The following is a 26,370-nucleotide window of genomic DNA, read 5'->3' as shown; positions in this document are numbered from 1 at the left end:
TGATGACCATGAGTGTGGAAACTCAAAAGGAAACCCTGGGCTTCCAGACCGAGGTAAAGCAGCTGCTGCACCTCATGATCCATTCGCTGTATTCGAATAAGGAAATTTTCCTTCGCGAATTGATCTCGAACGCCTCTGACGCTGTCGACAAGCTGCGCTTCGAAGCCCTGGCCAAGCCGGAGTTGCTCGAAGGTGGCGCTGACCTGAAAATCCGTGTGAGCTTCGACAAGGACGCCAAGACCGTCACCCTCGAAGACAACGGTATCGGCATGAACCGTGACGATGTGATCACCCACCTGGGGACCATCGCCAAATCCGGCACCGCCGACTTCATGAAAAACCTGTCCGGCGATCAGAAGAAAGATTCGCACCTCATCGGCCAGTTCGGTGTCGGCTTCTACTCGGCCTTCATCGTTGCCGACAAGGTTGATGTTTACAGCCGTCGCGCCGGCACTGCCGCCAGCGAAGGCGTGCACTGGTCGTCGAAAGGCGAGGGCGAGTTCGAAGTCGCCACCATCGACAAGCCAGAGCGCGGTACCCGCATCGTCCTGCACCTGAAATCCGGCGAAGACGAATTCGCGGATGGCTGGCGTCTGCGCAACATCATCAAGAAGTACTCCGACCACATCGCTTTGCCGATCGAGCTGCCGAAGGAAGTCACTCCGGCCGAAGGCGAAGAGGCTCCAGTCGTTGAATGGGAAACCGTCAACCGTGCCAGCGCCCTGTGGACCCGTCCGCGCACTGAAGTCAAGGACGAGGAATACCAGGAGTTTTACAAACACATCGCCCACGACTTCGAGAATCCGCTGTCGTGGAGCCACAACAAGGTTGAAGGCAAGCTTGAGTACAGCTCGCTGCTGTACGTGCCGGCCCGCGCGCCGTTCGACCTGTATCAGCGTGAAGCGCCGAAAGGCCTGAAGCTGTACGTGCAGCGTGTGTTTGTCATGGATCAGGCCGAGTCGTTCCTGCCGCTGTACCTGCGCTTCATCAAAGGCGTGGTCGATTCCAACGACCTGTCGCTGAACGTGTCGCGTGAAATCCTGCAGAAAGATCCGATCATCGATTCGATGAAAACCGCGCTGACCAAGCGTGTGCTCGACATGCTGGAAAAACTGGCGAAGAACGAGCCTGAGCAATACAAAGGCTTCTGGAAAAACTTCGGTCAGGTCATGAAAGAAGGCCCGGCAGAAGACTTCGCCAACAAAGAGAAAATTGCCGGTCTGCTGCGTTTCGCATCGACCCAGGGCGACGACGGCGAGCAGGTTGTCGGTCTGGCTGACTACCTGGCCCGCGCCAAGGAAGGTCAGGACAAGATCTACTACCTCACCGGCGAAACCTACGCGCAGGTCAAGAACAGCCCGCACCTGGAAGTCTTCCGCAAGAAAGGCATCGAAGTGCTGCTGCTGACCGATCGCATCGACGAGTGGCTGATGAGCTACCTCAGCGAATTCGACGGCAAGACGTTTGTCGACGTGGCGCGCGGTGACCTCGATCTGGGCAACCTGGACTCGGAAGAGGACAAGAAAGCCGCAGAAGAAGTCGCCAAGTCCAAAGAAGGCCTGGTCGAGCGTCTGAAAACTGCGCTGGGTGATTCCGTGGCTGAAGTCCGCGTGTCCCATCGTCTGACCGATTCGCCGGCCATTCTGGCCATCGGCGAACAGGACCTGGGCCTGCAAATGCGCCAGATCCTCGAAGCCAGCGGGCAGAAAGTCCCGGACTCGAAGCCGATTTTCGAATTCAACCCGAGCCACCCGCTGATCGAGAAACTCGATGGCGAGCAGAGCGAAGAGCGTTTTGGCGACCTGTCGCACATCCTCTTCGATCAGGCCGCCCTGGCGGCGGGCGACAGCTTGAAGGATCCGGCCGCTTACGTGCGCCGGCTGAACAAGCTGCTGGTTGAACTGTCGGTTTGATCACGTTGTAGGAAAAACCCGCTTCGGCGGGTTTTTTCGTTCTGGTGTTTACTCAATCAGGAGTCAGAAATGAGCCAAGTCACTGTACGTTCCGTGGTCTATCAGATTGACGGCCAGGCCTATGAAGGTCGCCTGGCGTTCGACGCCGAGCACAAGGCTGCGCGCCCGGGTTTGCTGATGGCGCCGAACTGGATGGGCGTCAGCGCCGGTGCCGAAGACATCGCCAAAGCCGTAGCGGCCAAGGGTTACGTGGTGCTGATCGCGGATGTCTACGGCCAGAGCGTGCGTCCGCAGAACGCTGATGAGGCGCTGGCAGCAATGATGCCGCTCAAGGACGACCGCGCGCTGTTGCGCAAACGTCTGCAAGTGGCTTTCGAGCAGTTGCAGAGCCAGGGCGAAGCGGCGGTCGATACGTCGAAACTGGCGGTGTTCGGTTTCTGCTTCGGCGGTTGCTGTGCGCTGGACCTGGCCCGCACCGGCGCGCCGGTAAAAGCGGCGGTGTCGTTCCACGGCACGCTGGATTCGCCGAACCCGGCGGATGCGCAGAACATCAAGGGCTCGGTGCTGGTGCTGCATGGCGCGTCCGATCCATTGGTGCCAAAAGAGCAACTGCCGGCGTTCGAAGAGGAAATGAACGCGGCTAAGGTCGACTGGCAACTGCTCAGCTACGGCGGCGCGGTGCACTCGTTTACCGATCCGCATGCCAACGTACCGGGCAAGATGATGTACGACGAAAAGACCGCCAAGCGCGCGTTCAAGTCGATGCATGATCTGCTGGATGAAGTGTTCAACGATTAGCGAAAAGCCCTCACCTAGCCCTCCCGGAGGGAGAGGGACTGATTGGGGGGCTCGGGAGTGGCGTCGACCTGAACGTGAATAGGCGAATCCATAATCGCCGAGATTTTTCAGGTCGATGTATAACGCAAGACGCCTCGGTCGGCTCCCTCTCCCTCTGGGAGAGGGCTGGGGTGAGGGTAAGCGGCCTAGCGCGGTAGTTCGATCCGCTCGACTTCCCCCGGCACCGTCGGCCAATCCTTGGCCGCCCACTTGCGCCGTGCCTCATCAATCGCCGCCGGATCACTGGCAACAAAATTCCAGTTGATCCGCCTCGGACCGTCCAGCGCCGCGCCGCCGAACACCACCGCGTGCACATCGCTTTCGGCAAACAGGCTCATCTCTTCTCCGGCTGGCAACACCACCAGCGCATGCGGCTCGATCGCCTCGCCATTCAATTGCGCATCACCGCTCAACACATACACCGCGCGTTCTTCATGCTCGGTCGGAATCAGCAGTGTGGTCGCGGTCTGCATCTTCACTTCCGCATACAACGTAGGAGAAAGCACCGGCACCGGCGATTCCAGGCAAAAGCCTGACCCGGCAATCATGCGAATCTGCACGCCAAGGTTATCGCTGAGCGGCAACGTCGCTGCCGGGTGATGACTGTAATGCCCCGGGCCTTGTTCGTGCGCCTTGGGCGAGGCCAGCCAGACTTGCAGGCCATGCAGGGTGAAGGTCTCGGCGAGCAGTGGCGCTGGCGTACGCTCGACGTGGGCGATGGCGCTGCCGGCGGTCATCCAGCTGACATCGCCGGCACCGACCACTTGATCGGAGCCCAGACTGTCCTTGTGCTGCAATTGCCCTTCGAACAGATAGGTAAGTGTCGACAGGCCAATGTGCGGATGCTGTCGGATGTCCATACCTTTGCCCGTCGGATAAATCGTTTCGAGCATGTGGTCGAAAAACACGAAAGGCCCGACGTTGCGGCATTTGGCTGACGGCAGCGGGCGCAGAATCGGCTGGCCTTCGACGTCTTCGGCGCGCGGGCGGATGATCAGGAGTGGCGTGTCCATGGTGCATTCCAGGCTGAGCGGGGGATGCCAGAAGCATACCCCGCCGCTGGCATCAGGAGGATTATTGGCTGTCGAAGCCTTGTGGTGCGTGAGTTTCGATGCTGACTTCGCTGGTGGTCATCAATTTGTGAATCGGGCAGCGATCGGCCACACGCAGCAGTTCCTCGCGCTGGGCGTCAGTCAGCACGCCTTTGAGCGTCAGGGTGACATGCAGGGCGTATTTGCCTTTCTGTTCCTGGCTGTTGTCGCGCTTTACCTCGACTCCTACGCCGGTCAGCGGGATGTCTTTTTTCTTCGCATACATTTTCACAGTCAGCGCTTTGCAGGCGCCCAGCGCAGCGTCGAAGTAATCGTGTGGCTCTGGCGCGATGCCTTCACCCCCGGCGGTTTTCGGTACATCGGCAAACAATTCGTGGTCGTCGATCTGGACGGTGTGACGAAAACCTTCGGCGGAGACGGTATTGACGGTAACAGTCATGGAAACCTCACAGGCGGCAGGAAAAATCGTTCGATCAAAGCAGACCTTGCAGTTATAGAGCATTCCCGGCAGTGGGCGTTCCGCTTTTCCGCAGGGATGAACCCTTGTCGTTCGGGCGCGGTCTAGGCTATGCCCATCTGCCGGAGATTACTTGTGTCCTTGTCTCGTCTGAGTCTCGCCTGTCTGCTGCTGTTCGCTGGCAGCGCCAGTGCCCGCGAATACACCTACAGCGATGCGCACCTGCATTACGTGGATTTTTTCCAGGAAAGCGCCGGCATGCAGAAATTGCTCACGGCCATGAAAGAAAATTCCATCGAGCACGTGATGATTTCCGGGATTCCCGTGGCGAAGAAATGGCATGAAGACGAACCCAAGCGCCCGCGTTATTACGCCGGTGATGACGCCGATGCCTATTGGTACAGCGCCACCGATGTGATCATTGCCGACGCGGTGGAAAAACTTGCGCCGGAGCAGCGCCAGTACCTTCATCCGTTCCTGTCCGGCTTCAATCCCAATGACAAGAATTCCGCCGCGCACATTCAGCGCATGCTCGACCTGTATCCGGGTTTGTGGCAGGGCATCGGCGAGGTGTTCACCCGGCACGATGACCTGACCGCGCTGACCTCCGGCGACACACCCCGGGCCAACAACGAGGCGATGACCAGGATCTATTACCTCGCCGCGGAAAACGACCTGCCGGTGATGCTGCATTCCAACATCACCTCCAAGCGTGAGAAAAATCCGTTGTACCTGAAAGAAGTCGAAGAGCCGCTGCGCAATCATCCGCATACGCGATTCATCTGGGCGCACGCCGGCACCAGCGCCGAGATTCATCGGCATCAAACGCAATTACCGTTTTTGTTGCCAACCCTGACGCGCATGCTTGAGGCTTATCCGAATCTGTTTATCGACCTGTCGTGGAGCATGCTCACGCCGTATCTGCTGGACGAGCAGGGCAAGCCCCGCGCCGAATGGCTGGCGCTGGTGGAAAAGTATCCCGAGCGCTTCATGCTCGGCTCTGACGTGGTAGGACGGTTCAACAAACTCGGTCAGGAAATGCACAGCTACAAGCCGTTTCTCGATGCGCTTCCGGAAGTGGTGGCGCGCAAAGTCGCGCGGGATAACTTCCTGGCAATCTTGCCGCGCAATACAGAAAAACCCGCTGCTCCGCGCTGAAACGTCAAAGCCATGGGTTCGGACTAGCCGCTCGTCTGCCTATCGCCTTTTCGTCTTACGCAATTTCAGGGCAATGCCGATACCTTCTAAAGCAACCCGCTGCAGGCTGATGCAGCGCTTTTGGAAGGAGCCAGAGTGATGAATATCCGTAGTCTCAATATTGCCCCGCGTGCCGGTCTCGGTTTCGGCCTGCTCGCCTTGATGGTGTTCGCCCTTGGCGCGTTCGCCTTGCTGCAAATGTCGAACATGCGTGCGCAGTCCGATGAAGTCGACAACAACTGGCTGCCAAGCGTGATGGCGGTCGGTGAGATGAGTCAAGACATGCTGCGCCTGCGTGCCTTGACCATGCGCCTGTTGCTCAACCGTGATCCCAAGGCCCTGGAGCAGAATGTCGCCAAGCTCGACGAACTGCGCAGCGGTCTGAGTGAAGCGCAGCAGCGTTATGACGCGTTGATCGTTTTGCCGGAAGAGCGCGCGCTGTTCGATCGCTTCAAGGTTGCCGAGCACAAATACCTGGAACTGCAGGCGCAAGTCCTGCAGCTGTCAGCGCAGAATCGGGTGGCAGATGCTTCGGCGATTCTCAATGATCAGATGAGTCCACTGGCCGATGAGATTGCTGTGACTCTGCGCGATCTGGTCGAGATGAATAAACACAATGCCAACCTGGCCACCGAGGCTGCACGCTTGGTATTCAGTCAGTCGCGGGTGTGGGTCGGGGTTATGATCGCCATGGCTGCGCTGATTACCATTGGCCTGGCATTGCTGCTGACGCGCAGCATCGTCGTGCCATTGTCGCAATCACTCGGCGTGGCTGAAGTAGTGGCGGCGGGGGATTTGACCGGCGACATTCACATCGTTGGCAAAGACGAGCCGGCGCGCCTGCTGCAAGCGCTGAAAAGCATGCAGCACAATCTGCGCGACACGATCCGCCGAATCTCCGAGTCGTCCACGCAATTGGCCTCGGCTGCCGAAGAACTCAGCAGCGTCACTGAAGACGCCACTCGCGGCTTGCATCAGCAAAGTCAGGAAATCGAACAGGCCGCCACTGCGGTCAACCAGATGACAGCAGCGGTGGAAGAGGTGGCGAACAACGCCGTGGCCACGTCTGAAGCTTCCCGCGAATCCGACCGCATCGCCCGCCAAGGGCGCGAGCAAGTGCAGCAGACAGTGACGTCGATCGAGTTTCTTGCCGGCGACGTCACCAACAACGCAGCGCAGGTCGAGGCGCTGGCGCAAAAGGTTCATGGCATCAGCAAAGTGCTGGACGTGATTCGCTCGATTGCCGAACAGACCAACCTGCTCGCCCTCAACGCCGCGATCGAAGCGGCGCGCGCCGGCGATGCCGGGCGTGGCTTTGCGGTGGTGGCTGATGAAGTGCGCGCGTTGGCTCATCGCACCCAGCAGTCGACCCAGGAAATCGAGCAGATGATCGGCGGGATTCAGCAGGGCACCGATTCGGCGGTCAGTTCGATGCAGCAGAGCAACTCAAGGGCGCGCTCGACCCTCGAGCTGGCGAAGAGCGCAGGCTCGGCCCTGGACGAAATTGCCTCGGCGTTTACCTTGATCAACGAGCGCAATCTGGTCATCGCCAGCGCCTCGGAAGAGCAGGCGGCGGTGGCGCGCGAGGTGGATCGCAACTTGATGAATATTCGTGATCTGGCAATGCAGACATCGGCGGGGGCCAATCAGACCAGTGCGGCGAGTCAGGAGTTGTCGAAGTTGGCGGTGGATCTGAACGGGATGGTGGCGCGGTTTTCTGTCTGACCGCGCAATCCATTGCAATTAAAACCTGTGGGAGCGAGCCTGCTCGCGAAAGCGCAGTGTCAGCCAGTGAAAAGGTTGGCTGAGCAGACGCCTTCGCGAGCAGGCTCGCTCCCACGGGGATTGTTGTGTTTGCGTAAACTGCGGGCAATAAAAAGCCCCGCATTCGCGGGGCTCTTTGTTCTTGCGACGGATCAGCTGCCTTTGACAGTCTTGCCGTTGACCGTACCGTCCTGGAGCATGATGTTGTACTCCTTGCCGTCAGTCTCGACCTGTTGCAGACGCACCAGCAGGTAATCCCAGTCCTTGGCGAACCACAGCACGGTGATGCGCTTGCTTTGTGTCGGATCGCGCACGCGTTCGACCTTGATCGCGTCGATCTGGCCGGCCTTGGTGTCGACCTTTTCCGAACCCAGCACGCGGAAGTCATAGGTATCGACTTCGCCATCATCAACCACCTGATAGCTCATGCTTTTCTTGCCGGCGGCAACGTCGTGCTGCAGCGCCAGTTGGTAGGTCGACTTGTCGACCATGCCACGGTTCAGCGGGATTTTCACCGCGTCGCCACGGTCGGTGCCGGTCACCAGTTTGTTGGCCCAGTCGAAGTCCAGATCAGCTTTTTTCGCTTTGCCCAGACCGCCACGTTCAAAGTGGTAGGACTGCGGCAGCAGGGTGTCCTTGTCCAGCTTCAGGGTGCTTTCTTCAGTCAGGCTGGCGATCATCATCGAGGCCTTGAAGCTGAGTTTCCAGACGCCGTTGGCTTCCTTGGTCAGGCTGCGTTCGGCGGTGCCGCTCATGGGCAGCTGCTTCCAGTCGGCGGTGTAACTGGCGGAGAACGGTTGAAGGTCCGCTGCCTGCGCGAAGGGCAGGGCGAGCAGAGCGCAAGCGAAGAGCAGGGCGCGACGCATAATATCTCCTAGTGTCGAATCAAGTGGCCGCTGGCGGCGAGTAACTGGCCGTCGAGTAAAGCACCCTGGTCACCGAGTGTCAGCCTGCCTTCGGCAAACCAGCGTACTGCCATCGGGTAGATCAGGTGTTCCTGAGCGTGGACTCGTTGCGCCAGACTCTGCGGCGTGTCATGCAACTCTACCGGTAATACTGCTTGTACGACCAGTGGTCCGCCATCGAGTTCCTCGGTGACGAAGTGCACGGAGCAGCCATGTTCCGTGTCGCCGGCCTCCAGCGCACGCTGATGAGTGTGTAACCCCTTGTATTTGGGCAGCAGCGACGGGTGGATGTTGAGCAGGCGACCCTGGTAGTGGCGCACGAAATCAGCGCTGAGAATGCGCATGAAGCCGGCCAGTACCACGAGTTTGGGGTTGAATTGGTCGATCAGTTCGATCAGTGCGGCATCGAAGGCCTCGCGGCCCTCGAATGCCTTGTGATCCAGCGAGCGTGTGGCGATACCCGCATCGCGGGCGCGTTGCAGGCCGTAGGCGTCGGCGCGGTTGGAAATCACCGCAGCAATGCGGACCGGGCTGTCGCCGGTCCGCGTGCTGTCGATCAGAGCCTGCAAGTTACTGCCGGTGCCGGACAACAGCACCACGACATCACAGGACTTTGGCATCAGTGAGCCTTGAGGTTCTTCAGCTCGACCTGCGCAGCGCCCTCGGCGGCCACGGCGATCTGACCGATGACCCAAGGCTGCTCGCCAGCGTCACGCAGAGTGTTCAGGGCCACTTCGACGTGCTCCTGAGCTACGCAGATGACCATGCCGACGCCGCAGTTCAACACGCGGTGCATTTCGGTTTCATCAACGTTGCCTTTCTCTTGCAGCCAGTCGAACACGGCCGGGCGAGTCCAGCTGGCCACATCAACTACAGCCTGAGCGCCTTTTGGCAGTACGCGCGGGATGTTGTCGAGCAGGCCGCCACCGGTGATGTGGGCCATGGCCTTCACAGCGCCAGTGTCCTTGATCAGCTTGAGCAGTGGCTTGACGTAGATGCGGGTCGGGGCCATCAGCAGGTCGGTCAGCGGTTTGCCGTCGAGCTGGGTGTTTTCGATGTCGGCACCGGAGACTTCGATGATCTTGCGGATCAGCGAGTAGCCGTTGGAATGCGGGCCGGACGATGGCAGGGCGATCAGCGCGTCACCGGTGGCGACTTTCGAGCCGTCGATGATTTCCGCTTTTTCCACGACGCCGACGCAGAAGCCGGCCAGGTCGTAGTCTTCGCCTTCATACATGCCTGGCATTTCAGCGGTTTCGCCGCCAACCAGCGAGCAACCCGACAGTTCGCAGCCAGCGCCGATGCCAGTGACAACCTGGGCAGCGGTGTCGACATTCAGTTTGCCGGTGGCGTAGTAGTCGAGGAAGAACAGCGGCTCGGCGCCGCACACCACCAGATCGTTGACGCACATGGCGACCAGGTCGATGCCGATGCTGTCGTGCTTGTTCAGGTTCAGCGCCAGACGCAGCTTGGTGCCGACGCCGTCGGTGCCGGAGACCAGCACTGGCTGCTTGTAGCCGGCCGGGATTTCGCAGAGGGCGCCGAAACCGCCCAGGCCGCCCATGACTTCCGGGCGCGCAGTGCGCTTGGCGACGCTCTTGATGCGTTCGACCAATGCTTCACCGGCGTCGATGTCTACACCGGCGTCCTTGTAGCTCAGGGAGGGTTGCTTGCTCATGATCCAGGCCTTTAGGGGAGGGGATTCAGGGGGTAACGACCGAGTTCAGCGGGAACATCGAACTCGATGGGCGATCGCCTCACGCGAGTTTCGAGGGGCCCGGCTGTTGCCGGTCTGCGAAGGCGCGCGATTTTATCAGGCTTGAGGGGCAGCGGCCATCCTCGCACCGACGGGCAGGGCCATATCGGCGGAAATTTTTTGCAATCGCAGGGTATGACTGCCTGTATAAGGTGTGGCGATTAACCGTCTATCGTTAGGACTGTGCAAAAACTTACCGCCACCGTGTGAATGTTTTGCCAGGGGTGGGGGTCACAGCCTTGCTCAAACGGTTCACGCGGCGTGTTCCAGCCGCTCCTGTCGACGGGAATTTTCCATGCGTTTTTGTAAATTATTGTTTGTAGGCTGCCTGACGCTGGTCAGCCTGGCGAGCCATGCCGAAAACCTCAAAGGCCTGTATCAGGTGCGTCAACCGGTCAACGGCCAGGCGCCGCAAGAGCGCGATCGCGCCACGCAGGCGGCGCTCGATACCCTGGTGCTGCGCCTGACCGGCGACCCGAAAGCCGCGCAGAACCCGGGGCTGGCACCGATTCGCAAGGATCCGCAGCAGATCATCAGCCAGTTCGGTTTCGACGCCGGGCCACCGGAAGTGCTGAAAGTCGATTTCGATCCGGCAACCACCGAGCAGGCCTTGCGCCGGGCCGGGTTGCCGGTGTGGGGCGCGAGTCGACCGTCGATCCTCGGCTGGTGGCTGAACGATTCAACTGAAGGTGCGAGCCTGGTCGGTGATGGTCAGGCCGCAGCCGCAACGTTGCGTACGGCCGCGCAACATCGCGGTTTGCCACTGCGCTTGCCGCTGGCTGATCTCAGCGAGCAACTGGTCGCCACCGCACCGGCGCTGGAAAGCGCTGATCCCGCGCCTCTGCGCAGTGCTTCGGAACGCTACAACGCTGACGCCTTGCTGGCGGTGCACGCGCGCGAAGAGGGCGGGCAGTGGCAGGCAAAATGGCGCTTGTGGCTCGGTGATCAGAAAGAGGCCGGCAGCGTACAGGGCGCCGATCAGGCAGCTGTCGCCGATGCGGTGATGCTGGCGGTGGCCGAGCGTCTGGCGCCGCGATTTGTCGCCAAGCCCGGCGCATCGGGTCAGCAGACTCTGGAAGTGCAGGGCATGAATCTGGAGCACTATGCAGCGCTGCTGCGGTTACTCGAACCGTTCGGCGTGCGTCTGCAAAGCGTGCAGGGTGATCGGATCGTCTACCGGGTCAATGGCAGCGTCGATCAATTGCGCGCGCAATTGTCGCTGGCGAAGTTGCAGGAGCTGCCGGCCGAAGCGCCGGCTCCGGTGGCGCCTGCCCAGTCTGCGGCTGACGGTGCGCCTGCGGTGGCAGCGCCAACCCCGGCAGCGGCTGCGCCGTCGTTGCGGTTTCGCTGGTAAGTCTTTCCTTATATAGAAGCATCAGGAGTGGTAAATGGCCGATACGCGGCGTTGGTTCTGGCTCGGTGGGGTAGTCCTGCTTTGCGCGTTTGTATGGTTGCTGCACCCGATCCTCACGCCGTTTCTGGTCGCGTTGTTGCTGGCTTATCTGTTCGATCCGCTGGTCGATCGTCTGGAACGCCTCGGGCTGTCGCGAACCTGGGGTGTGATCGCCGTGTTTGCCTTGTTCACCTTGATCGTCACGGCGTTGATGCTGGTGCTGGTACCGATGCTCGCCAAACAGTTGCTACGTTTGTACGAGCTGGCGCCGCAGATGCTCGACTGGTTGCAGCACACCGCTGTGCCGTGGGCGCAAGCGAAACTGGGGCTGTCGGACGGCTTCTGGAAATTCGATAAGGTCAAAGCTGCGATCAGCGAGCACATGGGCCAGACCACTGACATCGTCGGCGTGGTGCTGAGTCAGGCGACGGCCTCAAGCCTGGCGCTGATCGGCTGGCTGGCAAATCTGGTATTGATTCCGGTGGTGAGCTTCTATCTGTTGCGCGACTGGGACGTGATGATGGGCAAGATCCGCAGCCTGCTCCCGCGTGATCGCGAAGAGCGCGTGGTTGCGCTGGCGGGCGAGTGCCACGAAGTGCTCGGCGCGTTCGTGCGCGGGCAGTTGCTGGTGATGGTTGCGTTGGGGGTGATTTATGCCGCCGGCCTGATGATCGTCGGTCTGGAACTGGGGCTGTTGATCGGCCTGATTGCCGGGCTCGCGGCGATCGTGCCGTACATGGGTTTTGTCATCGGCATCGGCGCGGCATTGATCGCCGGGTTGTTCCAGTTCGGTGGCGATCTGTACCCGATGGTCGGGATTGTCGCGGTGTTCATGGTCGGTCAGGCACTGGAAGGCATGGTGCTGACGCCGCTGCTGGTCGGGGACCGTATCGGCCTGCACCCGGTGGCGGTGATTTTCGCGATCCTCGCTGGCGGCGAGCTGTTCGGTTTCACCGGCGTTCTGCTGGCGTTGCCGGTGGCGGCGGTGATAATGGTGCTGGTGCGTCATGTCCACGACTTGTATAAGGATTCCGGGATCTACAGCGGCGTTGACGAACCTGAGCTGTGATGGCGCGGGCGGCCCGGCGCTTGGCCGGGCTGGCCCGTTTCGTGCGAGCGAGGGCGCCAGAGAATCTGTCATCAAACCGCTGCGTCAACGCAAACCTTTGATTTTGCTTGGGGTCTGTCGCATTGTGCGCTCAGCCTCACGGGTATAAACTTCGCCAACTTTACACAGAGGCCACTAACGGTTCCTTTGAGAACTGTTCAGTCAGCATGAAACCGATTCAGCTGCCCCTAGGTGTGCGTCTGCGTGACGACGCCACCTTCATCAACTACTACCCAGGCGCCAATGCCGCTGCACTCGGCTATGTCGAGCGTCTCTGCGAAGCCGACGCCGGGTGGACGGAGAGCCTGATCTACCTGTGGGGCAAGCACGGCGTCGGGCGCACGCATCTGTTGCAGGCCGCGTGCCTGCGCTTCGAGCAGATGGGCGAGCCGGCGGTGTATCTGCCGCTGGCCGAGTTGATGGACCGCGGCGTGGAAATCCTCGACAACCTTGAACAGTACGAACTGGTCTGCCTGGATGACTTGCAGGTGATTGCCGGCAAGGCCGACTGGGAAGAGGCGATGTTTCATCTGTTCAACCGTCTGCGTGACAGCGGCCGGCGCCTGCTGATCGCCGCGTCCACTTCACCGCGCGAATTGCCTGTGAAGCTGGCTGACCTGAAATCCCGTCTGACCCTGGCGCTGATCTTCCAGATGCGCCCGCTCTCTGATGAAGACAAATTGCGTGCGCTGCAATTGCGCGCATCCCGTCGCGGTCTGCACCTGACCGATGAAGTCGGGCACTTCATTCTCACTCGCGGCACGCGGAGCATGAGCGCGCTGTTCGATCTCCTCGAGCAACTTGATCAGGCTTCCTTGCAAGCGCAACGCAAGCTGACCATTCCCTTCCTCAAGGAAACTCTGGGCTGGTAGTAGTGGGCTTTTGCCAGCTTTCAGGCGCCAGAAAACCCGCGTCCCTGCACCGATCCACCGGCCAGGTGAGTTACGCGCTTAGATGTAAACGCGAAACCGGGAAGTCACATAAAGTTCGATTGAATTTGCAAATGAGGACGATAGCGGGCATAGTCTCGGCTTCTTTACAACTATCAGCCACGGTCGTGCCCATGCTAAAGCGCTTCGCACCCCTCGTGCCTCTCGCACTCGTTACCCTGTTATTCGGTTGTGCTGCTCATTCTCCGGTTCAAGAGCCGCCGCAACAGGTCAAGAATTCTGCTACTGCCCAATCTTCCGTTATTTACCAGGAAGAGCTGGACACCGAAAAAGAACTCAACCAGTTCAACGGCAGCAAGCCTTATCAGCTTCCTGTTCTGGCTGACAGCATCCTCGAACGCGGCATGTCCCTGATCGGTACCCGTTACCGTTTCGGCGGTACCTCTGAAGCCGGCTTCGATTGCAGCGGTTTCATCGGTTACCTGTTCCGCGAAGAGGCGGGCATGAACCTGCCGCGCTCCACTCGCGAAATGATCAACGTTGATGCGCCGCTGGTTTCGCGCAGCAACCTTGAGCCGGGTGATCTGCTGTTCTTCGCCACCAATGGTCGTCGCGGTCGTGTCAGTCACGCCGGCATCTACCTGGGTGACAACCAGTTCATTCACTCCAGCAGTCGACGCAGCGGAGGTGTTCGCATCGACAGCCTGGGTGACAGCTACTGGAGCAAGACTTTCATCGAAGCCAAGCGCGCACTCGCCATGGCGCCGACCGTGGTCACCGCTCGCAAGTAAGCCCAATGTCGCTGCGTTCGCGGCGACACAACGGCACGGCAACGGAGTAGACCTAAACTTTACAAGGTGAAGTTAAAGTCTTACTTGAAGTTTGCCGCGTAGCCGCTAGAATCCTGAATCTATATTGATGGCAAACCGCCTGCGTGATGACGCAGGCGGTTTTGTTTCTGTCCATTCGGCAGAGAAAGCCGCAGCCAGATCAGGATGTTCTGCTTATGACGATGTCGGCCCGCCTCACCTTGATCCTTTGCGCCGCGCTGCTCAGCGCCTGCGCCAGCCGCACACCGCCGCCAGCCCCCGTGGTTCGCGCGCCGATCGTGTTCGCTCCCTCCCAGGCTTTTTCCCCCGTTGCTGAAGACGTACTGTTCCGTGCCCTCGGCCTGGTCGGTACACCGTATCGCTGGGGCGGCAACACGCCAGATTCCGGTTTCGATTGCAGTGGTCTGATCGGTTTCGTCTACCGCGACGCGGCGGGAATTTCGCTGCCACGCTCGACCCGCGAAATGATCGTCATGCAGGCGCCGAATGTCGGCAAGGAAGGCTTGCAGACCGGCGACCTGATTTTCTTCGCCACCAATGGCGGCTCGCAGGTCAGTCATGCGGGGATTTACGTCGGTGAGGGGCGCTTCGTGCATGCACCGGCCACGGGTGGCACGGTCAAGCTCGATAGCCTGTCGAAGGCCTATTGGCAGAAGGCGTATCTGAGCGCCAAGCGGGTGTTGCAGCCGGGGCAGCTGGCGCATAACCCCTAGCGCGTATGCATAACTAATTGTGGGAGCGAGCCTGCTCGCGAAGGCGGAGTGTCAGTCGACAATGATTTGACTGATACACCGCTTTCGCGAGCAGGCTCGCTCCCACATTTTTTTACGTCGTGCTTAGCTTATTTGCTGGCCGACACACGCCACACTTTGTTCCCGACATCATCCGCCACCAGCAAGCCACCTTGCTGATCGATGACCACGCCAACTGGGCGGCCCAGCGCATTCTCGTCCTTGTCGAGGAAACCGGTCAGCACATCCACCGGTTGCCCGGTCGGTTTGCCGCCAGTGAACGGCACGAAAATCACCTTGTAGCCACTGTGCGGTTTGCGGTTCCACGAGCCGTGCTGGCCAATGAATGCGCCTTCCTTGAATTGCGCCGGCAGGCTGTTGCCCTCGGCGAAAGTCAGACCCAAGGATGCGGTGTGTGGGCCGACAGCGTAATCCGGAGCGATGGCCTTGGCCACCAGATCAGGATTCTGCGGTTTGACCCGCACATCGACGTGCTGGCCATAGTAGCTGTACGGCCAGCCATAGAAGCCGCCGTCCTTGACCGAGGTGATGTAGTCCGGCACCAGATCGCTGCCGATTTCGTCACGCTCGTTGACTGCTGTCCACAAGGCGCCGCTGGTAGGTTCCCAGGCGAGGCCGTTGGGGTTGCGGATGCCCGAGGCGAAGATCCGGTGATTGCCGGTCGCCCGATCCACTTCCCAGATCGCCGCGCGGCCTTCTTCCTGATCCAGACCGTTTTCGCCGACGTTACTGTTCGAGCCGACGGTGACGTAGAGCTTGTTGCCGTCCTTGCTGGCGATGACGTTCTTGGTCCAGTGGTGATTCAGCGTGCCGCCGGGCAAATCGACGACTTTGATCGGTTGGGTCTTTATCTCGGTGGCGCCTGGCTCGTAGTTGAAGCGCAGCAGGCGGTCGGTGTCGGCTACGTACAAATCGTTGCCGACGAGCGTCATGCCAAACGGCGAGTTGAGGTTCTGCAGAAATACCGTGCGGGTTTCGGCGACGCCATCGTGGTCGGCATCACGCAACAGGGTGATGCGGTTCGGGCTGGGTACGCCGGCGCCGGCCTTGCCCATGACTTTCTTCATCACCCAGCCACGAATGCCTTTGCTGTCATCGGGCTTGGGCGGCGCATTGGTTTCCGCAACCAGCACATCGCCGTTGGGCAGCACGTAGAGCCAGCGCGGGTGATCGAGGCCTTCGGCAAACGCCGCGACCTGGGTGCCGGCCGCAGCGGTCGGTTTCGCGCCGTCCGGCCAGCCCACCGCCGGGGCGATGTTGACTGTCGGGATCAGCGTCTTGTTCGGTTCGGGCAGTTTCGGCGACGGGCCGGTGCCGTCGGAGACTTGCAGGCTGGAGGTTTCACCGCAGGCGGCGAGCCCGCCAGCGACGGCGATGATGAGAGCGAGTTGGGCCTTGCGCATTGCTGATCTTCCCTATGAATGCATTCCTAAACATAGAGGAGGGCGCAGGCCCGATGGTTCAACTGCTCAACCGCGGGCTTCCTTGAACAGCACGGCGATGCCCGGATGATAGTTGCCCGCGTCGCTGTGCAATTTGCGATAGGCGTAGGGGAAATACCAGGCCACGGCGCAGGTGTGTTCCTTTTGCAGGTCGTCGACCATGTCCTGCAGTTCTTCGGGGCTGGCGCTGTGCTGGGCTTTTTGCGGGGCGACGAAGAGGCAGCCGAGCTTGAGATCGCTGGCGTAGCTGATGCGCTTGGCATCAGCGGTGATGTCGAGCAGGGCCTGGGTCAGGTTAAGGTTGTTGACCCGTGGCCAGCGTTGCGTGGCCTGGATGAACGCGCGGTCTTCGGCGCCGGCAATCAGCAGATCTGCGCGGGCATTGCGTTCGCCTTCTTCGTTCTGTTTGCGCGTGGCCGTGTCATTCAGCGTGACCATTTCAGCCATCCACGCCGCTGCCGCGAGCAGGCCCAGATTGGCTTTCTCGTCGTGCCAGTACGGCGTGTCGTTGTCGCCGCGAACGGTGTTGTAGCGATCGATACAGTCAAACCAGCGTTCCAGCACCGGGCGCAGGAATTCCAGGCGCGGGTTGCTGATGATCATGCCTTGCATCGTCGTCATCCTTATTGTTGTAGTGGGCTTTTCGAAAAAGCATGGCTCTTTGATATCACTTGTCACAGTCTGGCACAAGATTGCCGCTGCACAATTGATCAGCGGCAGTTATTCGCGCGCAAAGCGCCTCTTCAATTGACGCTCCACCCCCAACCCTCTAACCTTCGCCGCTTGTTTCAGGTGCTCTGTGGCCCCGCGTCGACAGAGTGAAACAGGGAAGCCGGTGAGGGTGGTCTTCAAGCGAAGCCACGACGATCCCGGCGCTGCCCCCGCAACGGTAAATGAGTGAAAACTGCGCCTTGAGCCACTGCCTCGAAAGAAGCGGGAAGGCGCGCAGTCAGGCGAAACGCCGCTCATGAGCCCGGAGACCGGCCTGATCCATCTCAGCGGCATCACGGTGGGCGATGCCAGGCTTTTTGCCGTCTATTCTTGTCCCTGCCCGCCGTTATCCAGCCTCAACGGAGAGCTCCCCCATGACTGATTCCCCCGAGCGTGACGAACGCCATCTGGCGCGCATGCAGCGCAAGAAAGCCGTGATCGACGAACGCATCGCCAACTCGCCCGACGAATGTGGCCTGGTGCTGGTGCTGACCGGCAATGGCAAAGGCAAAAGCAGTTCGGCGTTCGGCATGCTCGCCCGCGCCATGGGCCACGGCATGCAATGCGGCGTGGTGCAGTTCATCAAGGGCCGCAACAGCACCGGCGAAGAATTGTTTTTTCGCCGCTTTCCCGAGCAGGTGCGTTTCCACGTCATGGGCGAAGGCTTCACTTGGGAAACCCAGGATCGTCAGCGCGACATCGCCGCGGCGACCGCCGCTTGGGAAGTCTCGCGCGAATTGTTGCGCGACCCTTCGATCGGTCTGGTAGTGCTCGATGAGTTGAACATCGCCCTCAAGCACGGCTACCTCGATCTCGATCAGGTGCTCAGCGATTTGCAGGCGCGTCCGCCGATGCAGCACGTGGTGGTCACCGGTCGCGGCGCCAAGCCGGAAATGATCGAGATGGGCGACACGGTTACCGAGATGGGCATGCTCAAGCACGCCTTCCAGGCCGGGATCAAAGCGCAGAAAGGCGTCGAACTTTGAAGCCACCACGTCACTGCCCGGCGGTATTGATCGCCGCGCCGGCCTCCGGTCAGGGCAAGACCACCGTCACCGCCGCACTCGCCCGTTTGCATCGCAACCAAGGGCGCAAGGTGCGCGTGTTCAAATGCGGCCCGGACTTTCTCGACCCGATGATCCTCGAGCGCGCGTGCGGTGCGCCGGTGTATCAACTGGACATGTGGATGGTCGGCGAGCAGGAAAGTCGCCGCCTGTTGTGGGAAGCCGCCGCCGAGGCCGACCTGATTCTGATCGAGGGCGTGATGGGCCTTTTCGACGGCACGCCATCCAGCGCTGATCTGGCGCGCCACTTCGGTGTGCCGGTGCTCGGCGTGATCGATGGCACCGCCATGGCGCAGACCTTTGGCGCCTTGGCGCTGGGCCTGGCGAAGTATCAGCCGGACTTGCCGTTCGCTGGCGTGCTGGCCAACCGCGTCGGCACCTTGCGCCATGCGCAATTGCTCGAAGGCAGCCTCACCGAAGGTCTGCGCTGGTACGGCGCGCTGTCCCGCGAGACCGGCATCGAATTGCCGAGCCGCCACCTCGGCCTGGTTCAGGCCAGCGAATTGAATGATCTGGATCTGCGTCTCGACGCGGCTGCCGATGCGCTGGCCAGCAGTTGCCAAGTCGCGCTGCCCCCCGCCGTTGAATTCGCCGCGCCTGACGTCATCGCCGCCGAGCCTCTATTAAAAGGTGTGCGCATCGCCGTCGCCCGTGATGAAGCCTTTGCCTTCACCTATGGCGCCAGTCTCGATCTGCTGCGGGCGATGGGCGCCGAACTGCAGTTTTTCTCGCCGATCCGCGACACGCAATTGCCCGAGGCGGACAGCCTGTATCTGCCGGGCGGCTATCCAGAGTTGCATCACGTCGCGCTGGCGCAAAACGCCTCAATGCTGGCGGCAATCCGCGCGCACCACGCAGCGGGCAAGCCGTTGCTCGCCGAGTGTGGCGGCATGCTTTACCTGCTGGATTCGCTGACCGACGTGGAAGGCACCCGTGCTGAGCTGGTCGGTTTGCTCAAGGGCGATGCGGTGATGCAGCAGCGTCTGGCGGCGCTGGCGTTGCAGGCGGTTGAGCTGCCGGAAGGGGAGTTGCGTGGGCATACGTATCATCATTCGCTGACCACCACCGAGCTGACGCCGATTGCCCGGGGTTTGAGCCCCAATGGCGGGCGCGGCGCTGAGGCGGTTTATCGCGAGGGGCGGATGACGGCGTCGTACGTGCACTTTTATTTCCCATCGAATCCGACTGCGATTGCGGCATTGTTTGCGCCAGATCGTGAGGCCGCCTTCGCGAGCGGGCTCGCTCCCACAATGGATGACCTGAACCCTGTGGGAGCGAGCCTGCTCGCGAAAGGGCCATGACCGACAACGCATTCTCCGAAGCCGAACGCGCAGCGGTCTACAAGGCCATCGCCGAACGCCGCGACATGCGCCACTTCACCGGTGGCAGCGTCGAGCCGCAGTTGCTGCGCCGTCTGCTCGAAGCCGCTCATCAAGCGCCGAGCGTCGGTCTGATGCAGCCCTGGCGCTTCATCCGAATCAGCGATCGTGCTCTGCGCGGGCAGATCCGCGATCTGGTGGAAGAAGAACGCATCCGCACCGCCGAAGCCCTTGGCGAGCGCAGCGATGAGTTCATGCAGCTCAAGGTCGAAGGCATCAACGACTGCGCTGAGGTGCTGGTCGCGGCGCTGATGGATGATCGCGAAAAGCACATCTTCGGTCGGCGCACGTTGCCGGAAATGGACATGGCCTCGTTGTCCTGCGCGATCCAGAATCTGTGGCTGGCCTCCCGCGCTGAAGGTCTGGGCATGGGCTGGGTCTCGCTGTTCGAACCGCAAGCCTTGGCGGACTTGCTCAAGTTGCCGGCCGGTGCCAAGCCGCTGGCGGTGTTGTGTCTGGGCCCGGTCAAGGAATTCTATCCGGCGCCGATGCTGGTGCTTGAAGGCTGGGCGCAGGCGCGACCGCTGAACGAGTTGCTGTACGAAAATTATTGGGGGGTGAGTCAATGAGCGTGGCGTTGCTGAGTGTCGCCGCAGTAGCGCTGGATGCGCTGCTCGGTGAACCGAAACGCTGGCATCCGCTGGTGGCGTTCGGCAATTTTGCCGGGCGCATCGAGCAACGCTTCAACGCCGGCGGTCGTGGCTGGCGCAGCCATGGTGTGACCGCATGGGTTATCGCGGTACTGCCGCTGACCTTGCTCGCCACAGCATTCTCCTGGGCGCCCTATGTCGGCTGGATCGTCGAGATTCTCGCGCTGTATTGCGCCCTCGGCATGCGCAGCCTCGGCGAACATGTCGCGCCGGTCGCGGCTGCGTTACGCGCCGATGATCTGGACGAGGCACGCAAGCGCGTCGGTTATCTGGTCAGTCGCCAGACCGATGAACTTGACAGCAACGCCGTTGCCCGCGCCGCCACTGAGTCGGTGCTGGAGAACGGCAGCGATGCGGTATTCGCCGCGCTGTTCTGGTTTGTCGTCGCCGGCGTGCCGGGCGTGGTCCTGTATCGCTTGAGCAATACCCTCGATGCGATGTGGGGTTATCGCAACGAACGCTTCGAGCGTTTCGGCTGGGCGGCGGCGAAAATCGACGACGTGTTGAACTACATTCCTGCGCGTCTGGTGGCGTTGACCTATGCGCTGCTCGGCAAAACCCGCCTCGCGCTCAAATGCTGGCGCACCCAGGCGCCGCAGTGGGACAGCCCCAACGCCGGCCCGGTGATGGCGGCCGGTGCCGGTGCGCTGGGCGTCGAGTTGGGTGGCCCGGCGATCTACCACGGCGAACTGCATGAGCGCCCGCAACTGGGCGAAGGTGCGCCGGCCGATGCCGATTCCATCGACCGTGGCTGGCAATTGGTCCAGCGCGGCGTATGGTTGTGGCTGCTGATGCTTTGCCTGGGGGCGGAATTTTATGCTTGAGCACGGTGGCCGGCTGCGCAAGGCTGCACTCGATTACGGGATTGCCGAGGCCGACTGGCTCGACCTGTCCAGCGGCCTCGCGCCGTGGCCGTTCCCGATCCCGGAGATCCCGCTACGCGCCTGGGCGCGCTTGCCGGAAACCGATGACGGACTGGAACAGGCCGCCTGCGATTATTACGGCGCCGCGCAGGTGCTACCGGTCGCCGGCTCGCAAATGGCCATCCAGTTGCTGCCGCGTCTGCGCCGGGCCGGCAAGGTCGGCGTGTTGTCGCCGTGCTATGCCGAGCATGCCGAAGCGTGGCGGCGCAGCGGTTACATTGTCCGTGAAGTGCTCGAGCAGGAAGTCGAATTCTTTCTCGACAGTCTTGATGTGCTGGTGGTGGTCAATCCGAACAATCCGACCGGCCTCAGCCTGACCCCGGCGCGCCTGCTCGACTGGCATGCGCGGCTGGCGCAACGTGGCGGCTGGCTGGTAGTCGACGAAGCGTTCATGGACAACACGCCGCAACTGAGCCTGGCGCCCTATGCGCATCAGGTCGGGCTGGTGGTGTTGCGTTCGTTCGGCAAGTTTTTCGGCCTGGCCGGGGTGCGCCTCGGCTTTGTGCTTGCTGAGCGCAAGTTGCTCAAACTGCTCGCCGAACAGGTCGGGCCGTGGGCGGTGAGCGGGCCGACGCGGGTGCTCGGTACGGCGTGCCTGCAAGACACCGAGGGCCATACCCGTCAGCGGATCCGCAGCGATGAAGCGAGCGAACGGTTGGCGGCGCTGCTGACCCGTTGCGGTTTTGCACCGCAGGGTGGCTGCGCACTGTTTCAGTGGCTGATCACCGAGCACGCCGAAGCGCTGCACGAATTCCTCGCCCGGCGCGGCATCCTCCTGCGCCTGTTCAGCCACAACAGCAGCGTGCGTTTCGGCCTGCCAGCGGATGCCGCGCAAGCGCTGCGTCTCGAACAGGCTTTGCAAGCTTTCACCAAGGACAATCCATGACCACTCTGATGGTGCAAGGCACCACGTCCGATGCTGGCAAAAGCACTCTGGTGACGGCGTTGTGCCGCTGGGCCACCCGCCAGGGCGTGGCGGTGGTGCCGTTCAAACCGCAGAACATGGCGCTCAACAGCGCAGTCACCGCTGACGGCGGCGAGATCGGCCGCGCGCAGGCAGTGCAGGCGCAAGCGGCCGGTCTTGAACCGCACACCGATATGAATCCGGTATTGCTCAAGCCCAACAGCGACACCGGCGCGCAAGTGATCATTCATGGCCGCGCGGTGACGACGATGAACGCCGTCGCTTATCACGATTACAAGGCCATCGCGATGCAAGCGGTGCTCGCCTCGCACGAGCGACTCAGCGCTGCGTATCCGCTGGTAATGGTCGAAGGCGCCGGTTCGCCGGCGGAGATCAATCTGCGCGCCGGCGACATTGCCAACATGGGCTTTGCCGAAGCGGTGGATTGCCCGGTTTTGCTGATCGCCGACATCAATCGCGGCGGCGTGTTTGCGCATTTGGTCGGCACGCTGGAATTGCTTTCACCGAGCGAACAGGCGCGGGTCAAAGGCTTCATCATCAACCGCTTTCGCGGCGATATCGCCTTGTTGCAACCGGGCCTCGACTGGCTGGAACAACGCACCGGCAAACCGGTGGTCGGCGTGTTGCCGTACGTGATGGACCTGCACCTTGAAGCCGAGGACGGCATCGACCAACGCCAGACCGACAAGGCCGAGCAGGTGTTGAAAGTGGTGGTGCCGGTGCTGCCGCGCATCAGCAATCACACCGACTTCGACCCGCTGCGTCTGCATCCGAAGGTGGATCTGCAATTCGTCGGCCCGGGCCAGGCGATTCCCGCCGCCGACCTGATCATCCTGCCGGGCTCGAAAAGCGTGCGCAGTGATCTGGCTTATCTACGCGCCAACGGTTGGGATGCGGCGATCAATCGGCATCTGCGCTACGGCGGCAAGGTGCTGGGGATTTGCGGCGGTCTGCAGATGCTCGGTGAACAGGTGCACGATCCGCTTGGGCTGGAAGGCGCTGCCGGCTCCAGCGCCGGTCTGGGGCTGCTGGCATTCGAAACCCAGCTCGAAGCCGACAAGCAACTGCGCAACGTGCGCGGGCGGCTGACGCTGGAAAACGCCGCAGTCATCGGTTATGAAATCCATGCTGGCGTGACCACCGGGCCGGCTCTGGAAAATCCGGCGGTGCATCTGGACGACGGTCGTTGCGATGGCGCGCAGAGTGCCGATGGTCAGGTGTTCGGCACCTATCTGCATGGCTTGTTCGAATCCCCCGAGGCGAGCGCGGCGTTGCTGCGCTGGGCCGGGTTGAGTGATGTGCAGGAAGTCGATTACCACGGCTTGCGCGAACGCGACATCGAGCGGTTGGCGGATCTGGTGGAGAAGCATCTTGATACCGGGCTGTTGCGTCAGCTCTGCGGGATTTGAGTTGTCCGGGCTGGCCTCTTCGCGAGCAGGCTCGCTCCCACAGGGATATGCGATCAACGGTGGGAGCGAGCCTGCTCGCGAAGAGGCCGGTGGCCTCACCACACATTTTTGGATGAACCCATGCTCCAACTGATCCTCGGCGGCGCCCGCTCCGGCAAGAGTCGTCTGGCGGAAAAACTCGCCAGCGACAGCCATCTGGCGGTCACCTACATCGCCACCAGCCAACCACTGGATGGCGAAATGAATCAACGCGTCGCCCATCACCGCGCACGCCGCCCGGTCGAATGGGCGTTGATCGAAGAGCCACTGGAACTGGCCCGCGTGCTGCGCGAATCCGCCGGCGCCGAGCGCTGCCTGCTGGTCGATTGCCTGACCCTGTGGCTGACCAATCTGCTGATGCTCGACGACGCCGAACGTCTCGCCGCCGAGCGTGAAGCCTTGCTCGATTGCCTGGCGTCGTTGCCGGGTGAAATCATTTTTGTCAGCAACGAGACCGGAATGGGTGTCGTGCCGCTGGGCGAATTGACCCGCCGCTATGTCGATGAAGCCGGTTGGCTGCATCAAGCTCTGGCCGAGCGTTGTCAGCGAGTTGTCCTGACCGTCGCCGGCCTGCCCCTGACTTTGAAAGGACCTGCGTTATGAGCCCGACCTGGTGGCTGAACCCGTGCAAAACCGTGAACTCGGACATCATCGCGCAAGCGACCGAGCGCCAGCAGCAACTGACCAAACCGGCCGGTTCGCTGGGGCGCCTTGAATCGGTGGCCGTGCAACTGGCCGGTCTGCAAGGTCAGCTCAAGCCAACGCTGGATCAAGTCTGGATCGCGATTTTCGCTGGCGACCATGGCGTGGTAGCCGAAGGCGTATCGGCTTATCCGCAGGAAGTCACCGGGCAGATGCTGCTCAACTTTGTCAGCGGCGGCGCGGCGATCAGCGTGCTGGCGCGCCAGCTCGGCGCGCAGCTGGAAGTGGTCGATCTCGGCACGGTGAATCCGGCGCTGAATCTGCCCGGCGTGCGCCATCTGAACATCGGCGCGGGAACGGCGAACTTCGCTCAGGGCGCAGCGATGACTCAGGCGCAGGGCGAATCGGCCTTGCAGGCCGGTCGCGACAGCGTCTTGCGCGCGAAAGCCGCCGGCACCCAGTTGTTCATCGGCGGCGAGATGGGCATCGGCAATACCACGGCGGCCAGTGCGCTGGCCTGTGCCTTGCTCGATTGCCCGGTGGCGCACCTGACTGGTCCCGGCACCGGGCTGAATGCCGCTGGCGTCAGCCACAAGGCGCACGTCATCGAACGCGCTCTGGCGCTGCATGCCGCACAGCGTGGCGATGCCTTGCAAACGTTGTTCAATCTCGGCGGCTTCGAGATTGCCGCGTTGGTCGGCGCCTATCTGGCGTGCGCGCAGGAAGGCATTGCGGTGCTGGTCGACGGTTTTATCTGCACGGTCGCGGCACTGGTCGCGGTGCGCTTGAATCCGGCCTGTCGCGAGTGGCTGTTGTTTGGCCATCGCGGTGCCGAGCCGGGCCATCGCCATGTGCTGAAAACCTTGAGCGCCGAGCCGCTGCTCGAGCTCGGCCTGCGCTTGGGCGAGGGCAGTGGCGCAGCGTTGGCGGTGCCGTTGTTGCGCCTGGCCTGTGACCTGCACGGGCAAATGGCGACATTCGCCGAAGCAGCCGTGGCGGATCGCCCGGCATGAGCCTGCGCCTGGATCTGCTGCGCCACGGCGAAACGGAACTCGGCGGCGGCTTGCGGGGCAGCCTCGACGATGCGCTGACCGCAAACGGCTGGACGCAGATGCGTGCGGCGGTGGTCGACGGCGGGCCGTGGGATCGTATCGTCAGTTCGCCATTGCAGCGCTGCGCGCGCTTCGCCGCTGAACTCGGCGAGCAACTGAACCTGTCCGTGCATCTGGACAAGGATCTGCAGGAACTGCATTTCGGCGCGTGGGAAGGGCAAAGCGCGGCGGCGTTGATGGAAACGGATGCCGAAGCGCTGGGGCTGTTCTGGGCTGATCCCTATGGCTTCACGCCACCGCAGGGGGAGCCGGTCAGCGCGTTTTCCGCACGGGTGTTGGCGGCGGTCGCGCGATTGCACGCGGCTTACGCCGGTGAACGGATTCTGCTGGTCAGCCACGGCGGCGTGATGCGTTTGTTGCTGGCGCAGGCACGAGAGCTGCCACGTGAACAGTTGCTCAATGTCGAGGTCGGCCACGGTGCGCTGTTTGCGCTGACGGTCGAGGCTGACGGCGCGCTCAAGGAAGGTCACTGAGATGTTGCCGCTGTGGATCGCCTTGCAGTTTCTCAGCAGCCTGCCGATTCGCCTCCCGGGCATGCCCGAGGCGCACCAGCTCGGCCGTTCGCTGCTGTTTTATCCGCTGGTGGGATTGCTGTTCGGGCTGATCCTCTTCGCGTTGAATCTGTTGTTGGCCGGCGCGCCGATGTTACTGCATGCGGCGCTGTTGTTGACCGTGTGGGTATTGCTCAGCGGCGCGCTGCATCTCGATGGCCTGGCCGACAGCGCCGATGCCTGGCTCGGCGGTTTTGGTGATCGCGAGCGCACGCTGACGATCATGAAAGATCCGCGCAGCGGGCCGATTGCGGTGGTCACGCTGGTGCTGGTGTTGTTGCTCAAATTTGCCGCGCTGCTGGCACTGATCGAACAAGGGCATACCCTGGCGCTGATCATCGTGCCGGTGCTCGGGCGAGCGGCGCTGTTGGGGTTGTTTCTGACTACGCCGTATGTGCGTGCGGGTGGCTTGGGTCAGGCACTGGCCGAACATCTGCCGCGCAGAGCGGGGTGGTGGGTGCTGGGGTTGAGTGCGCTGGGCTGCGTGTTCATTGCGGGTATTGGCGCGGTGCTGATTTCGCTGGGGGTGTTTGTCTGGCTGCGGCGGGTAATGATGCGGCGGTTGGGTGGGACTACCGGGGATACGGCGGGGGCGTTGCTGGAATTGCTGGAGATGGGGGTGTTGGTGGGGCTCGCTTTGGTCTGAAGGATTTGCGTAGATGATACCGG

26 protein-coding genes and 1 riboswitch are annotated in these 26,370 nt (G+C 61.7%); of the genes, 19 read left to right on the top strand and 7 right to left on the bottom strand.

Annotation, left to right across the window (positions count from 1 at the left end; genetic code table 11):
• Window positions 1-8: 8 nt before the first annotated feature.
• Together htpG and OC605_RS12935 are read left to right on the top strand one after the other, a co-directional pair.
• Window positions 9-1,913, top strand: a complete 1,905-nt coding sequence (gene htpG / locus OC605_RS12940; protein ID WP_262137489.1) for a molecular chaperone HtpG — start codon at window positions 9-11, stop codon at window positions 1,911-1,913.
• 69 nt (window positions 1,914-1,982) lie between these two features.
• Entirely contained in the window at window positions 1,983-2,711 is a 729-nt protein-coding gene (locus OC605_RS12935) for a dienelactone hydrolase family protein (protein WP_133340640.1), read from the top strand.
• A gap of 185 nt (window positions 2,712-2,896) precedes the next feature.
• Here the strand turns inward: OC605_RS12935 and OC605_RS12930 are convergent, their stop codons facing one another.
• Window positions 2,897-3,763 (bottom strand): pirin family protein, encoded by an 867-nt coding sequence (locus OC605_RS12930; protein WP_136492225.1) that lies wholly within the window; start codon window positions 3,761-3,763, stop codon window positions 2,897-2,899.
• 61 nt (window positions 3,764-3,824) lie between these two features.
• Window positions 3,825-4,241, bottom strand: a complete 417-nt coding sequence (locus OC605_RS12925; protein ID WP_262137488.1) for an OsmC family protein — start codon at window positions 4,239-4,241, stop codon at window positions 3,825-3,827.
• Between the two features lie 129 nt (window positions 4,242-4,370).
• Between OC605_RS12925 and OC605_RS12920 the strand changes: the two genes are divergently transcribed.
• Both OC605_RS12920 and OC605_RS12915 read left to right on the top strand, forming a co-directional pair.
• Window positions 4,371-5,417 carry an amidohydrolase family protein gene (locus OC605_RS12920; RefSeq protein ID WP_410055993.1) on the top strand — a complete coding sequence of 349 codons (1,047 nt, stop codon included), beginning with the start codon at window positions 4,371-4,373 and terminating at the stop codon, window positions 5,415-5,417.
• A 138-nt stretch (window positions 5,418-5,555) separates the two neighbouring features.
• Window positions 5,556-7,181 carry a methyl-accepting chemotaxis protein gene (locus OC605_RS12915; RefSeq protein WP_262137486.1) on the top strand — a complete coding sequence of 542 codons (1,626 nt, stop codon included), beginning with the start codon at window positions 5,556-5,558 and terminating at the stop codon, window positions 7,179-7,181.
• 191 nt (window positions 7,182-7,372) lie between these two features.
• On the opposite strand, the gene OC605_RS12910 is transcribed toward OC605_RS12915, so the two are convergent.
• Genes OC605_RS12910 through purM form a run of 3 tightly spaced genes read right to left on the bottom strand, consistent with a single transcriptional unit; the run spans window position 7,373 to window position 9,803 of the window.
• Window positions 7,373-8,086: a DUF3108 domain-containing protein gene (locus tag OC605_RS12910; RefSeq protein ID WP_016773693.1), complete on the bottom strand. Its 714-nt coding sequence runs from the start codon at window positions 8,084-8,086 to the stop codon at window positions 7,373-7,375.
• 8 nt (window positions 8,087-8,094) lie between these two features.
• On the bottom strand, window positions 8,095-8,745 hold the full coding sequence (gene purN, locus OC605_RS12905; RefSeq protein ID WP_024012162.1) for a phosphoribosylglycinamide formyltransferase: 651 nt from the start codon (window positions 8,743-8,745) through the stop codon (window positions 8,095-8,097).
• Complete coding sequence (gene purM / locus OC605_RS12900; RefSeq protein ID WP_016773695.1) at window positions 8,745-9,803, bottom strand: phosphoribosylformylglycinamidine cyclo-ligase; 1,059 nt, start codon at window positions 9,801-9,803, stop codon at window positions 8,745-8,747. Before purM ends, purN begins: the two co-directional genes overlap by 1 nt.
• 373 nt (window positions 9,804-10,176) lie before the next feature.
• On the opposite strand from purM, the gene OC605_RS12895 reads away from it, so the two are divergent.
• From OC605_RS12895 to OC605_RS12875, 5 genes are all read left to right on the top strand, one after another.
• Window positions 10,177-11,235, top strand: coding sequence for a DUF2066 domain-containing protein (locus OC605_RS12895; RefSeq protein WP_186565914.1), 1,059 nt, complete (start codon window positions 10,177-10,179; stop codon window positions 11,233-11,235).
• Between the two features lie 34 nt (window positions 11,236-11,269).
• Window positions 11,270-12,343, top strand: coding sequence for an AI-2E family transporter (locus tag OC605_RS12890; protein WP_095180755.1), 1,074 nt, complete (start codon window positions 11,270-11,272; stop codon window positions 12,341-12,343).
• 206 nt (window positions 12,344-12,549) lie between these two features.
• The gene (hda, locus tag OC605_RS12885) at window positions 12,550-13,254 is read left to right on the top strand and encodes a DnaA regulatory inactivator Hda (RefSeq protein ID WP_007919828.1); all 705 of its coding nucleotides are present in this window, start codon (window positions 12,550-12,552) and stop codon (window positions 13,252-13,254) included.
• Window positions 13,255-13,445: 191 nt separating this feature from the next.
• On the top strand, window positions 13,446-14,063 hold the full coding sequence (locus OC605_RS12880; protein WP_016773699.1) for a C40 family peptidase: 618 nt from the start codon (window positions 13,446-13,448) through the stop codon (window positions 14,061-14,063).
• 215 nt (window positions 14,064-14,278) lie between these two features.
• A complete protein-coding gene (locus OC605_RS12875) occupies window positions 14,279-14,815 on the top strand; it encodes a C40 family peptidase (protein WP_041479547.1) in 537 nt (178 codons plus the stop codon).
• A gap of 128 nt (window positions 14,816-14,943) precedes the next feature.
• Here the strand turns inward: OC605_RS12875 and OC605_RS12870 are convergent, their stop codons facing one another.
• Complete coding sequence (locus OC605_RS12870) at window positions 14,944-16,257, bottom strand: PQQ-dependent sugar dehydrogenase (protein ID WP_262137485.1); 1,314 nt, start codon at window positions 16,255-16,257, stop codon at window positions 14,944-14,946.
• Between the two features lie 66 nt (window positions 16,258-16,323).
• Entirely contained in the window at window positions 16,324-16,908 is a 585-nt protein-coding gene (locus OC605_RS12865) for a hypothetical protein (protein WP_122611624.1), read from the bottom strand.
• Window positions 16,909-17,069: 161 nt separating this feature from the next.
• Window positions 17,070-17,300: riboswitch (cobalamin riboswitch) on the top strand.
• A gap of 81 nt (window positions 17,301-17,381) precedes the next feature.
• On the opposite strand from OC605_RS12865, the gene cobO reads away from it, so the two are divergent.
• The 10 genes from cobO (at window position 17,382) to OC605_RS12815 (ending at window position 26,347) form a co-directional block, all read left to right on the top strand.
• Window positions 17,382-17,993: a cob(I)yrinic acid a,c-diamide adenosyltransferase gene (gene cobO, locus OC605_RS12860; RefSeq protein WP_016773703.1), complete on the top strand. Its 612-nt coding sequence runs from the start codon at window positions 17,382-17,384 to the stop codon at window positions 17,991-17,993.
• Window positions 17,990-19,372 carry a cobyrinate a,c-diamide synthase gene (locus OC605_RS12855; RefSeq protein WP_262137484.1) on the top strand — a complete coding sequence of 461 codons (1,383 nt, stop codon included), beginning with the start codon at window positions 17,990-17,992 and terminating at the stop codon, window positions 19,370-19,372. The genes cobO and OC605_RS12855 overlap by 4 nt, the downstream gene beginning before the upstream one ends.
• Window positions 19,369-20,019: a 5,6-dimethylbenzimidazole synthase gene (gene bluB, locus OC605_RS12850; RefSeq protein ID WP_071171489.1), complete on the top strand. Its 651-nt coding sequence runs from the start codon at window positions 19,369-19,371 to the stop codon at window positions 20,017-20,019. Before OC605_RS12855 ends, bluB begins: the two co-directional genes overlap by 4 nt.
• Window positions 20,016-20,924, top strand: a complete 909-nt coding sequence (cbiB, locus tag OC605_RS12845; protein WP_262137483.1) for an adenosylcobinamide-phosphate synthase CbiB — start codon at window positions 20,016-20,018, stop codon at window positions 20,922-20,924. Before bluB ends, cbiB begins: the two co-directional genes overlap by 4 nt.
• Complete coding sequence (cobD, locus tag OC605_RS12840; RefSeq protein WP_122698957.1) at window positions 20,917-21,909, top strand: threonine-phosphate decarboxylase CobD; 993 nt, start codon at window positions 20,917-20,919, stop codon at window positions 21,907-21,909. Before cbiB ends, cobD begins: the two co-directional genes overlap by 8 nt.
• A complete protein-coding gene (locus OC605_RS12835) occupies window positions 21,906-23,357 on the top strand; it encodes a cobyric acid synthase (RefSeq protein ID WP_262137482.1) in 1,452 nt (483 codons plus the stop codon). Before cobD ends, OC605_RS12835 begins: the two co-directional genes overlap by 4 nt.
• A 120-nt stretch (window positions 23,358-23,477) precedes the next feature.
• The gene (cobU, locus tag OC605_RS12830; RefSeq protein ID WP_041479540.1) at window positions 23,478-23,999 is read left to right on the top strand and encodes a bifunctional adenosylcobinamide kinase/adenosylcobinamide-phosphate guanylyltransferase; all 522 of its coding nucleotides are present in this window, start codon (window positions 23,478-23,480) and stop codon (window positions 23,997-23,999) included.
• A complete protein-coding gene (gene cobT, locus OC605_RS12825; RefSeq protein ID WP_262137481.1) occupies window positions 23,996-25,051 on the top strand; it encodes a nicotinate-nucleotide--dimethylbenzimidazole phosphoribosyltransferase in 1,056 nt (351 codons plus the stop codon). Before cobU ends, cobT begins: the two co-directional genes overlap by 4 nt.
• Window positions 25,048-25,623: an alpha-ribazole phosphatase family protein gene (gene cobC, locus OC605_RS12820; protein WP_125918404.1), complete on the top strand. Its 576-nt coding sequence runs from the start codon at window positions 25,048-25,050 to the stop codon at window positions 25,621-25,623. The genes cobT and cobC overlap by 4 nt, the downstream gene beginning before the upstream one ends.
• A gap of 1 nt (window position 25,624) precedes the next feature.
• Window positions 25,625-26,347, top strand: coding sequence for an adenosylcobinamide-GDP ribazoletransferase (locus tag OC605_RS12815; RefSeq protein WP_262137480.1), 723 nt, complete (start codon window positions 25,625-25,627; stop codon window positions 26,345-26,347).
• The last annotated feature ends 23 nt before the right edge of the window (window positions 26,348-26,370 follow it).

Source organism: Pseudomonas sp. Marseille-Q5117 (genome assembly GCF_946901175.1).
In the GTDB taxonomy this organism is placed as follows: domain Bacteria; phylum Pseudomonadota; class Gammaproteobacteria; order Pseudomonadales; family Pseudomonadaceae; genus Aquipseudomonas; species Aquipseudomonas iranensis.
This window is presented reverse-complemented; position numbering and strand designations above follow the sequence as displayed.